Source organism: Phenylobacterium sp. (genome assembly GCF_035475775.1).
Lineage (GTDB): Bacteria > Pseudomonadota > Alphaproteobacteria > Caulobacterales > Caulobacteraceae > Phenylobacterium.
In genome coordinates this window covers 1-10,140 of record NZ_DATIMC010000101.1, presented here as the reverse complement: position 1 = coordinate 10,140, position 10,140 = coordinate 1, and the positions used below count along the sequence as shown (strand labels likewise).

Here is a 10,140-nt window from a genome sequence, read left to right as displayed (position 1 = left end):
GCCCCGGCCGGGCGCGCCGCCGATCGTGCAATCCGAGGACTGCCTCTACCTGAACGTCTGGGCGCCCGCCGCCGCCAGACCGGGCCAGAAGCTCCCGGTCATGGTCTGGATCCACGGCGGCGCCTTCATCCAGGGGACCGGTGGAACCCCGTTCTACGACGGGACCCATTTCGCCCAGCGCGGCGTCGTCTTCGTCACCGTCAACTACCGCCTGGGCCGGCTAGGCTTCTTCGCCCATCCGGCGCTCACCGCCGAGGCCCCGAACGGCCCGCTCGGCAACTACGGGATCCTCGACAACATCGCCGCGCTCAAGTGGGTGAAGGCCAACATCGCCGCGTTCGGGGGCGATCCGGACAACGTCACCGCCTTCGGCGAGAGCGCCGGCGGCATCCTGGTCAACTTCCTGATGACCGCGCCCGAGGCCAAGGGCCTGTTCCAGAAGGCGATCTCCGAATCCGGCTTCGGCCGCTCGGCGGGCGTGCCGATCCGCGGCGATGCGCCCCGCACCGGCGAGAAGATCGGCGTCGCCTTCGCCACCGCGCACGGCGTCGCCGGCTCCGGCCCGGAGGCCGCCAAGGCGCTCCGCGCGCTCTCCGCCCAGGCGCTCTCCGCGCCGGTGACGGGGCTCGGCGATCCCGGCATCCCCTCGCCGATGGTCGACGGCGTGGTCATCCCCGAGCCGCCGCCCAAGGCCTTCGCCGAGGGCAAGGAGGCCAAGGTCCCCTACATCGCCGGCGGCAACAGCTGGGAAGCTTCGCTGTTCCCGCAGACCGCCCGCGATCCGGAGGCGACGCTCGCGCGCCTGGGCCCCGCCCGCCAGAAGTTCATGGCCGCCTATGGCGCCGATCCGGCCGGCGTCGCCCAGGATCTCACCACCGAGACCGCGGTGATCGAGCCCGACCGCTATCTCGCGCGCCTGCACGAGAAGAACGGGCAGAAGGCCTGGAACTACTACTTCTCCTATGTCCCCGCCGCCCAGCGCGCCTCGGTGCACGGGCTGAACCACGGCGGCGAGATCCTCTACGTGTTCGACAATCTGCGCGACCAGCCGACGCCCTTCGCGGGTCGCATCCTGCCCGCCGCCACCGCGCAGGACCACAGGATCTCCGAGGCGGCGATCGCCTACTGGGTGGCCTTCGCCAAGCGCTCCGACCCCGATGCGGCCGGCGGCGTCGCCTGGCTCCCGGCCGAGCCCGGCGACAACGTCCTGGAGTTCGGCGCCGACGGCGTCCATCTCCGCCCGCACTTCCACCAGGCCACGCTCGACCTGGTGGAGCAGCTCGCGGCCGCCCAGAGGCGCTGACCTCCCGCTCCTCCCCTGTCGCGCAGGCGACGGGGGAGGCGGCGCGAACCGCCGGAGGGGCGCGGCCGACGCACCGTCGCAGTCGCCAGGAACCACCCTCGCCCCGCCCCGTTGGCGCTCCGACGCAGACGATCGGAGGCCCGCCATGAAGCGCGGCGAAAAGCACGGCAAACCACAACATCAGCAGCAGCAGCAGGGCGGCCGCGGGGGCAAGCCCTTGCACCAGGGCGGCCCCTCCAAGCCCGGCCATCTCCGCCCCGAGATCGACGCCAGGGATCCCACCGGCGGGAAGCACGGCGAGATCGCCCAGAACCGCCAGCAGTCCTCCGGCCAGGGCTCAGGCCAGTCCTGAGGTCAGTCCTGAGGTCGCCTCTCGGTGCGGCGCGGCGACGGCTCTCAATCGCAGTCGCCTCGGCGGCGGGACGCAGTTCTCGACGATGCCGCAAGTGTCTCAAATTCGCGCGCGGCCGTCAAGAACAAAATGCGAACTCCATGCGTCCGTCCGCCTGCCGCCCGGCGCGTGACCGGCGGCGGGAACAAAGCTCTGCCGTGATCGTTATCGCCGCGGTTGGAGGGGCGCGATGTCCGACAAGCCGTCTGCCGATCGCTTCGAGGCCGAGCTCCTGGCCGCCGCGCCCTTCATGCGCGCCTTCGGCCGCGCCCTGACCGGCGACGTCGAGCAGGCGGAGGACCTCGCCCAGGAGACCCTGCTGCAGGCCTGGCGCTGCCGCGACCAGTTCCGCCCGGGCACCAACCTGCGCGCCTGGCTCTCGACCATCCTGCGCAATCGCTTCTATTCCAGCCAGCGCCGCCGCAAGTGGCGCGCCGAGTACGATTCCGAGATCATCGAGCGCACCCTGGTCGCCCCCGACGATCCCTCGGCGAACGTGGAGCTGGAGGACGTCCGCCGCGCGCTCGCCATGCTGCCGGACTTCCAGCGCGAGGCCCTGATCCTGGTGGGCGCCGGCGGTCTCGCCTACGAGGAAGTGGCCCAGATCATGGGATGTCCCGTGGGAACGGTGAAGAGCCGCGTGCGCCGCGCCCGCGACGAGCTGCAGGCGCTGCTGTTCGGCGCGCGTCTGGCGCACCGGGAGCGCTCGCCCTCGGCGCTGGGCGCCCTGCTGTCCGACTTCGACAGCATCCGCCGCGGCTCCGCGGTCGCCGCCTAGCGGGGGCCGAGCGCCCTACTCGCTCAGGTTCGCCGCCTCCGGCGATTTGCCGGCCTTCTCCGCCGCCCGCGCGCCGGAGAGGATGTCCGGCAGCGCATAGTTGCCCTCGTGGCAGGCGTATTCATAGACCGGGCCCTTGGTCGCGTTCAGCGGCATCTGCGCCTTCCAGGTCTGGGTGAAGACGCCGGGATCCTCCACCTGGAATTCGTAGAGGATCTGGCTCGGCGAAACGCGCGTGAACCGCTCGGTCACCTTGGCGTCCTTGGAGAGGTAGAGCGTCGCGCCGAAGTAGGGCCGCAGGCTCTCGCCCGGATTGAAGTTGGTGGTCTCCACCACCAGCGTCTCGCCCTCCCAATGGCCGATGCTATCGCCCATCCAGGGCCGGATGTTCGGCGGCAGGTGGGTCGTGGCGTTCAGCCGGATCGTACGCACGTCGTGGTTCATCTCGACGACGATCGCCACCGCGTCCGGCGCCTGCACGATCTGGTAGTTGTTGTTGTAGAGCACGTTCAGCATCGGCGGCCCGGCCGAGGAGCCGAAGCCCAGGATGCAGCGCTCGCCGAGCGGCCTGGCCTCGGGCCCGTCGAAGTCTGTGCGTGCGCGCCGCAGCGAGGTGTCGAACGCCTTCCGGCCCGCGGCGCTGTAGGGCAGCTTGCCGTCCGCCGGATCGATCAGCCACGAGGTCCTGACCTCGCCGCCGATCCGGCCCATGGCGGTGCCGGGATCGGTCCAGCCGGCGTTGTAGCCGCCGGGATCGTTGGCGACCGGCGGGGCCGGCGCATTGGGATCGGTCGGCCGGTCGGCCGCGGCGCGGCGCGCCGCCCGCGCCTTCTCGAACGCCGCCGCCTGCGCCTCGCTGACCGTCAGCGTCCTGAACATCGGCGGCCGCTCGAGCGTGGTCAGCGAGGCGTTGGTCCAGACGCCCTGCAGGTCCGGCTGGCCGAACGCGGTCCTTGGCGCGCGGTAGTCGGCCGCCAGGGCCGCTCCGCTGAGCGCCACCCAGGCCGCCAGCGCGGTCGTTGCTCTCCTAATCTCCAAGCGCCCCCTCCCCCGATTTCTTTGCCGCCGCCTCGCGCTCGGCCGCCCGCGCGCCGGCCAGGATGTTCGGCAGTGAATAGTTGCCCTCATGGCAAGCGAACTCGAACGTCCTCTCCGAGCTCGCCACCATCGGCAGCTCGCCCCGCCAGGTCTGGCGGTAGACCGTCGGGTCCTCCACGCTGAACTGGTAGAGGATCTCGCCGGGCGAAGTGCGGGTGAAGCGTTCGACCACCCTGGCGTCGGGCGACAGGTAGTAGTTCTCGGTCCCGCTGCGCCTCGGCTGCTGCCGCGCGTTGAAGTTGGTGGTCTCGACGACCAGCGTATCGCCCTCCCACCAGCCCACGGAGTCGCCCATCCACGGCCGGATCGCGGCTGGGACATGGTGACGGTCGTCGAGCCGGACGATCCGCGTCTCGTGATTCCACTCCAGCACGAACACCATCCGGTCGCGGGTCTGCACGATCTGGATGTTGTTGGCGTAGAGACCGATCAGCATCGGGGGCCCGATGCTGTTGGGGAGCAGGCACTGTTCCGACGTGGTCCGCGGCTCCGGCCCGTCGAAGTCCTGCGCCGCCCGCTTCGTGGCGTCGGCCAGGGCGCGCCCGGCCGGCGTATACGGTAGCTTGCCGTCGGCCGGATCGACGATCAGCCCGATCCGCGCGCGTCCGCCGATTCGGGCGAGCCGGCCGCCCATCTCCCACATCTCGCTGTCGTTGCCGCCGACGTTGTCGGTGATCACCGGCGGCGGGCTGGCCTCGTAGGCGGCGGCCTCGGCCTCGCTGAGCTGCGAGGCGCCGAACCGGTTCGGCCGCTCCAGGCGGGTCAGCCAGGCGTTGGTCCACAGTCCCTCGAGCTCGGGCCGACCGTAGGCGTCCCGCGGCGCGTGATAGCCGCCCGCGCAGGCGCTCCCGGCGACCAGCAGCGCCACCGCCATGCCCGCGAAACTGGCCCGCCGAACGCCGTTCCCCATCGCGCGACGCTAGACCCGGGCGGGGCATCCGTCGACCGGGACTTGCGCGCCCGCCCCTCTCCGCCCCAGGGTGTCGTCCAGCCGAGCATCAGCATCAGGGAGACCGCCCATGGCCGTCGATTTCGAGATTCCGGACGAGGCGAAGGAGATCCGCGAGCGCGTCCGCAAATGGGTGCACGACGAGTGCATCCCGGCCGAGAAGAAGGTCAAGGACCGGGACTCGTTCGACAAGGTGCTGAAGGAGCTGCGCACCAAGGCGCGCGCCCAGGGCCTGTGGTGCCCCTTCATCCCCAAGGAATACGGCGGCATGGGGCTGGGCCCGCTCGCCAATGCGCTGGTCCAGATGGAGCTCGGCGAGAGCTACCTGGGCGCGCTGTCGATGAACACCCAGGGTCCCGACGACGCCACCATGATGACCATCCTGACCCACGGGACCGACTACCAGAAGGAGAAGTTCCTCAAGCCGCTGCTGAACGGCGACAAGCGGGTCTGCTACTCGATGACCGAGAAGGCCGCCGGCTCCGACGCCACCGGCATGCAGACCCGCGCCATCAAGCAGGGCAACGAGAACTACGTCCTGAACGGCGAGAAGTGGTTCTCCTCGGCCGCCACCAACGCCGACATGGCGCTGGTCATGGCGATGACCGACCCGGATGCGCCGCGCCATCAGCGCTACTCGACCTTCATCGTCGAGCTTCCGAACCCGGGCTACAACATCAAGCGCAACATCCCGACCATGGCGATCGAGGGGCCCCTGAGCCACATCCTGGGCGGCGGCCACGCCGAGATCGAGATCAAGGACCTGGTGGTCCCGGCCGAGAACCTGCTGGGCGGCGAGGGCAACGGCTTCAACATGGGCCAGCACCGCCTCGCCTACGGCCGCCTGCGCCACGGGATGCACAACATCGCCATGGCCCAGCGCGCCCTCGACATGGCCACCGAGCGGGTCACCAAGCGCGAGACGTTCGGACGCCCGCTGGCCGATCGCCAGGTGGTCCAGTTCATGCTCGCCGAGTGCGCCACCCAGCTCTACATCGGCCGGCTGATGCTGATGCACATCGCCTACAAGGCCGAGAAGGGTCTCGATCTGCGGCAGGAGAACCACATGGCCAAGGTCTACCTGGCCAACATGGTCCACCACGTGGTCGACACCGCCATCCAGCTGCACGGCTCGCTGGGCTACAGCCAGGACACCCCGCTCGCCCGCTGGTACACCCAGATCCGCTCCCAGCGGCTGGTCGACGGCCCCGACGAGGTCCACCGCTGGACCGTCGGCCGCAACGTCGTCAAGGCCTTCAAGGAGCACGGCACCACCGCCTCCATGGCCGGTGGGGATCTGGTCTGAGCCGACCCGTCATGGCCGGGCTCGTCCCGGCCATGACCGTGCCGCTCATCCCGGCGAAGGCCGGGGCCCAGATTCAGCGCCGACGGTCCGTTGGATCACCGCAAACGTCGGGTCAGGCGGCGGCGAGCAGGTCCAGCGCTACGCGCAGCACGGCCTCCACGCGGATGCCGTCGCGCTCGCCGCCGCCGGCTTCGCGCGGGGTGAGCTCGCGGCCACAGACGAGGTCGCAGGCCTGGACGAGGTCGGGCTGGTCGCCGAGCCGGCGGCGGTACATGGCGAGCTTCGCCTGCGCCTGTTGGCGGCGGCCGGCGAGGTCGATCAGCGCCTTCAGAGCCAACCCTGCGCCGCCCATACCGGGCTGCACCTCCAGGGTGGATCCGATCGAGAGCATCGGCTGGGCGATGCGAAAGGCTTCGCCGTAGCGCAGGCCGGCGGCCTTCTGCGCCTCGCTGATGCGGCCCTTCCTGGCCAGCCAGTCGAGGCCGGCCTGGCGGCGGTAGGGCGTCTCGCGGCCGCCGCGCCCCGGCTTCGGCTTCTCGAAGGCGGCGCCGCGGCCCCGCTGCAGCGCCACGGTCTCGGCGACCCCGCCGGCGACCTGGCTCGCCTCCGCCCTCGCCTTCGCGCGGGCTTCCTGCACGAGCAGCCGCTCGCGCGCATTCGTCTGGCGCATGCGGCGCCTCCTTTCGTTCGGGATGGGCTCAGGGCCGGCCGCGGATCGCGACGGCGTCGGCCAGGCGGTAGACGGCTTCGCACGCCTGGCGGTCGCCCTCGATCACCACCAGGCCCGCGGCGGCGTGGGCCAGCAGCTCGCGCAGGAACTGCGGCCGCTCCTTTGGCCGCCTGCGGGCGAGCGCCCGGGCCACGACCGCGGCGGCCTCCTCGGCGGGCTCGCTCATCGCGTGCGCGCCGGCAGCACGGGGTAGCCGCCCAGGGCCATCACCGCGGCGACGTGGCGTCCGTGTCTGGCGTAGCGGGGCTTCATGGGATCGAAGCTTCCGCTCCGGCGGGCCTGGAACAGCCGCTCCAGCCGGTGCGCCCGGAGCGGCTCCAGCCTCAGCTCGGCGGCGGCCGCGGCGGCGGGGAGGCCCGCGTGACGCAGCGCCGCATAGCCGACGCTCGCGTTTGGGGTGTTCTGTCTGTGTTCGCTCGGCATGAGGGAACTGTATATTACATACGGCCCTTGCGCCAAGGATTTTTGTATTTTATGTACAGCACCAGATGGTCGCAGGCATCGGCATGGACGGGCGCTCGGAGCGGCTGCGCGAGGCGCGCATCGCCCGCGGCTTCGAGACCGCCGCGGCGGCGGCCGACCAGTTCGGCTGGAACCGCAACACCTACGCTTCGAACGAGAACGGCAACGCGCCCTATTCCTTCCGCAAGGCCAAGGAGTACGCGGCGGCCTTCGGCGTCCGGCCGGAGTGGCTCTATGACGCCGCGGGCCCCATGCGGCCGACCCCCGAGCCAGGATACGTCCCGGTGATCGGCCGCGTCGGCGCCAATCCCGAAGGCCTGGTCCTCTTCGCCACCGGCCAGGAGGGCGGCGACCTCGCTCCCATCCCGCCGGGGGGCACAGAGAAGGCGGTCGCCCTGAAGGTGGTCGGCCACTCCATGCGCGGGCTCGCCGACGATGGCGCGCTGATCTATTTCGAGGACCAGCGCACGCCGCCCGGCCCCGACATGCTGGGCCAGGTGGTGGTGGTCGAGACCGACGGCGAGGAGGTGCTGGTCAAGCGCCTGCTGCGCGGCTCGCGCGCCGGGCTCTACGACCTGGAGAGCGTGGCCGGGCCGACGCGCCACGACGCGCGCCTGCGCTGGGCCGCCCACATCACGGCCATCATCCCGCCCTTCCAGGCCAGGCGCATCATCCGCGGGGCGGCTTAGCGCCCCCGGCCGCACCCGCCCGTCGTCCTGCCCATCCCCGCCGTCACCGGCGTTTCGGAGCTGGTCTCGCGTCTGGTCGCAACGCTCCGGCGCCTCTGTGCTAAAGGACCCGAATGCCCGACGATCCCGAAGACCCGCCCGCCGAAAGTCCGATCCAGCGCGCTCTGCGCATGCGCAGGGCGGCTCTGGCTTCAAAGCCGCCCGTCTCGGGCCGCGCGGCGCTCAACCGCAAGCCGACCTCACAGATACGGGCCGGCGCATCCAAGCCGTGGGTGAAGAAGTAGCTCCGCCCAGGAGAGGGAGGCCCCGATGGCCGGGCTCAAGGACAAGCGAGGATTTATCGACAAGGAGCGGCTCGACCTCTCGGAGCGCCGGGCCGTCGAATACTGGATGAAGCGCTGGGGCGTCACGCGCGACCAGATCACCGCCGCCCATCGCAAGGCGGGCCGCCTCACCAAGGACATCGCCGCGGAACTCGGCAAGAAGCGCTGAGAGGCGCGCCGATTCCCCGCAGCCGCCGGCCCCGATCGGCTGGCCGTCGCATTCAGTCCCGGCATGAAACCTGCTGGGCCTGCGCGAACCCGCCCAAACTGGAACGATCAAGCGACATGGACAACGCCACGCTGACGCGCATCGCGATCTTGCCCCCGGAAGCTCGGGCGGCCGCGATCGAGGATCTCGTCGAACTGCTGGTGGATCGCGGCCTCACCGAGGCCGAGCTCGACCGGCTCGAGCGCCAAGTGCATCAGGTGAATGCGACTCTTGCCCAGCGGTCCAGGCTTCACTGAGCCCCGGATCCGCGTCCGGGCTGCGGTCTCATGAGGGCTCGACCTGCTCCAACCCGGTCGCGAGCAGCCGCAGCGCCGCGGCCGCGAAGGCGCGCATGTTGGCCGAACGCTCGTCGCGGCCGGTTTCGAGGGTGATGGCGCTCTCGATCGGCCCGGAGATGGCGAGACAGCTGTGGCCGGGCGCATCGCCATAGCCATTGCCGCTCGGCCCCGCCGCGCCGGTTTCGGAGAGGCCCCAGGTGGTCCCGAACCGCTCGCGCGCGGTGCGGGCGAGGAGCAGGGCGTAGGGCTCGCTGGCCGAACGCATGCCGGCCACCGCCTCCCTGGTCAGGTCCATCAGCTGCATCCTGGCCTTGCCGGTGTAGACCACCGCCCCGCCCAGGTAATACTTCGAGGCGCCCGGAACGCTGAGCAGGGCCGCCGAGATCAGGCCGCCTGACGAGCTCTCCGCCACTGCAATGGTCTCGCCGCGCGCCTTCAGCCGCTCGCCGAGCGCCGCGGCCATCTGCTCCAGCTCGTCCATAGCGTCCTCCGATACGTCTTGGCTTGGCCCGCTTTCCGCGCCCATGATGGCGGCCAATTAAAGCCAAGGCCATTTCCGGGAGGATATTTCATGGACGCCCAATCGCAGTGGACCGGTCTCGACGCCCAGCGCCTGGAGCGCATCGGCGACCACCTGAAGCGCAACTACATCGACAACGGCAAGGTCGTGGGCTGCCAGGTGACGGTCGCCCGGCACGGCCACATCGGCTACGCCGCCTCCTTCGGCCAGATGGACCGCGAGCGGGCCAAGCCGATGGCCGACGACACCATCTTCCGCATCTACTCGATGACCAAGCCGATCACCTCGGTCGCGCTGATGACGCTCTACGAAAAGGGCTATTTCCAGCTCAACGACCCGGTCAGCCGCTTCGTCCCGTCCTGGAAGGAGCACCGCGTCTGGACCTCCGGCGAGGGCGACACGATGAACACCGAGCCGGCGCACCGGCCGATCAGCTTCCGTGACGTGCTCTCCCACACCGCCGGCCTGACCTACGGCGGCGGCCTCCCCGGCGTCGGCATCCAGCACCCGATCGACCAGATCTACCGCAGCCTGAAGGTCCGTTCGGTCGGCGGCGCGGACAGCATGCAGCAGTTCATGGACAAGCTCGGCCAGGTGCCGCTGCGCTACCAGCCGGGGACCCAGTGGATGTACTCCCTGGCGACCGACGTCTGCGGGGCGCTGGTCGAGATCATTTCGGGCAAGCCGTTCGCGCAATATCTGGCCGAGGAGGTCTTCGCGCCGCTCGGCATGAAGGACACCGCCTTCCATGTCGCCCCCGAGAAGGTCGGCCGCTTCGCCGCCAACTACCAGCGCGGGCCCGACAAGCAGCTCAAGCTGATCGACGATCCGCAGGCGAGCGACTTCACCAGGGAGCCGGGCTTCAAGTCGGGCGGCGGCGGGCTCACCGGCACGAGCGCCGACTATATGCGGTTTTGCGAAATGCTGCGCCGCGGCGGCGAGCTGGACGGGGCGCGCATCCTCGGGCCGCGGACCATCGAGCTGATGCACATGAACCACCTGCCGGGCGGCAAGGACCTGGTCCAGCTCGCGCTCGGCTCGTTCTCCGAGACCGCCAACGAGGGCGTGGGCTTCGGGCTGGGCT

At 70.6% G+C, this 10,140-nt stretch carries 15 protein-coding genes; 9 read left to right on the top strand and 6 right to left on the bottom strand.

Features of this window, described 5'->3' with window-relative positions; translation table 11 throughout:
* From VLI41_RS12510 to VLI41_RS12500, 3 genes are all read left to right on the top strand, one after another.
* Positions 1 to 1,303, top strand: a 1,303-nt coding sequence (locus tag VLI41_RS12510; protein WP_325268414.1) for a carboxylesterase/lipase family protein, incomplete at its 5' end; no start/stop codon positions are given.
* Positions 1,304 to 1,448: 145 nt separating this feature from the next.
* Positions 1,449 to 1,655, top strand: a complete 207-nt coding sequence (locus tag VLI41_RS12505; RefSeq protein ID WP_325268413.1) for a hypothetical protein — start codon at positions 1,449 to 1,451, stop codon at positions 1,653 to 1,655.
* A gap of 229 nt (positions 1,656 to 1,884) precedes the next feature.
* Positions 1,885 to 2,472, top strand: a complete 588-nt coding sequence (locus VLI41_RS12500) for a sigma-70 family RNA polymerase sigma factor (protein WP_325268412.1) — start codon at positions 1,885 to 1,887, stop codon at positions 2,470 to 2,472.
* A gap of 15 nt (positions 2,473 to 2,487) precedes the next feature.
* On the opposite strand, the gene VLI41_RS12495 is transcribed toward VLI41_RS12500, so the two are convergent.
* Both VLI41_RS12495 and VLI41_RS12490 read right to left on the bottom strand, forming a co-directional pair.
* Positions 2,488 to 3,471 (bottom strand): hypothetical protein, encoded by a 984-nt coding sequence (locus tag VLI41_RS12495; RefSeq protein WP_325268411.1) that lies wholly within the window; start codon positions 3,469 to 3,471, stop codon positions 2,488 to 2,490.
* A 28-nt stretch (positions 3,472 to 3,499) separates the two neighbouring features.
* Positions 3,500 to 4,480 (bottom strand): hypothetical protein, encoded by a 981-nt coding sequence (locus tag VLI41_RS12490; RefSeq protein ID WP_325268410.1) that lies wholly within the window; start codon positions 4,478 to 4,480, stop codon positions 3,500 to 3,502.
* A 109-nt stretch (positions 4,481 to 4,589) separates the two neighbouring features.
* Between VLI41_RS12490 and VLI41_RS12485 the strand changes: the two genes are divergently transcribed.
* Positions 4,590 to 5,825 carry an acyl-CoA dehydrogenase family protein gene (locus VLI41_RS12485; protein WP_325268409.1) on the top strand — a complete coding sequence of 412 codons (1,236 nt, stop codon included), beginning with the start codon at positions 4,590 to 4,592 and terminating at the stop codon, positions 5,823 to 5,825.
* A gap of 112 nt (positions 5,826 to 5,937) precedes the next feature.
* Here VLI41_RS12485 and VLI41_RS12480 read toward each other — a convergent pair whose 3' ends face one another.
* The 3 genes from VLI41_RS12480 to VLI41_RS12470 are packed head-to-tail and all read right to left on the bottom strand — an operon-like array spanning position 5,938 to position 6,978.
* The gene (locus tag VLI41_RS12480) at positions 5,938 to 6,495 is read right to left on the bottom strand and encodes a hypothetical protein (protein WP_325268408.1); all 558 of its coding nucleotides are present in this window, start codon (positions 6,493 to 6,495) and stop codon (positions 5,938 to 5,940) included.
* A gap of 28 nt (positions 6,496 to 6,523) precedes the next feature.
* On the bottom strand, positions 6,524 to 6,721 hold the full coding sequence (locus VLI41_RS12475) for a hypothetical protein (protein WP_325268407.1): 198 nt from the start codon (positions 6,719 to 6,721) through the stop codon (positions 6,524 to 6,526).
* A complete protein-coding gene (locus tag VLI41_RS12470; protein ID WP_325268406.1) occupies positions 6,718 to 6,978 on the bottom strand; it encodes a hypothetical protein in 261 nt (86 codons plus the stop codon). Before VLI41_RS12470 ends, VLI41_RS12475 begins: the two co-directional genes overlap by 4 nt.
* Before the next feature lie 65 nt (positions 6,979 to 7,043).
* On the opposite strand from VLI41_RS12470, the gene VLI41_RS12465 reads away from it, so the two are divergent.
* From VLI41_RS12465 to VLI41_RS12450, 4 genes are all read left to right on the top strand, one after another.
* Entirely contained in the window at positions 7,044 to 7,706 is a 663-nt protein-coding gene (locus VLI41_RS12465; protein WP_325268405.1) for a S24 family peptidase, read from the top strand.
* Positions 7,707 to 7,819: 113 nt separating this feature from the next.
* Positions 7,820 to 7,990, top strand: a complete 171-nt coding sequence (locus VLI41_RS12460; RefSeq protein ID WP_325268404.1) for a hypothetical protein — start codon at positions 7,820 to 7,822, stop codon at positions 7,988 to 7,990.
* Positions 7,991 to 8,015: 25 nt separating this feature from the next.
* Positions 8,016 to 8,198: a DUF3606 domain-containing protein gene (locus VLI41_RS12455; protein WP_325268403.1), complete on the top strand. Its 183-nt coding sequence runs from the start codon at positions 8,016 to 8,018 to the stop codon at positions 8,196 to 8,198.
* Between the two features lie 116 nt (positions 8,199 to 8,314).
* Positions 8,315 to 8,494 carry a hypothetical protein gene (locus tag VLI41_RS12450; RefSeq protein ID WP_325268402.1) on the top strand — a complete coding sequence of 60 codons (180 nt, stop codon included), beginning with the start codon at positions 8,315 to 8,317 and terminating at the stop codon, positions 8,492 to 8,494.
* Positions 8,495 to 8,522: 28 nt separating this feature from the next.
* Here the strand turns inward: VLI41_RS12450 and VLI41_RS12445 are convergent, their stop codons facing one another.
* Positions 8,523 to 9,017, bottom strand: coding sequence for a CinA family protein (locus tag VLI41_RS12445; protein WP_325268401.1), 495 nt, complete (start codon positions 9,015 to 9,017; stop codon positions 8,523 to 8,525).
* 90 nt (positions 9,018 to 9,107) lie between these two features.
* On the opposite strand from VLI41_RS12445, the gene VLI41_RS12440 reads away from it, so the two are divergent.
* Positions 9,108 to 10,140, top strand: a 1,033-nt coding sequence (locus VLI41_RS12440) for a serine hydrolase domain-containing protein (RefSeq protein ID WP_325268400.1), incomplete at its 3' end; no start/stop codon positions are given.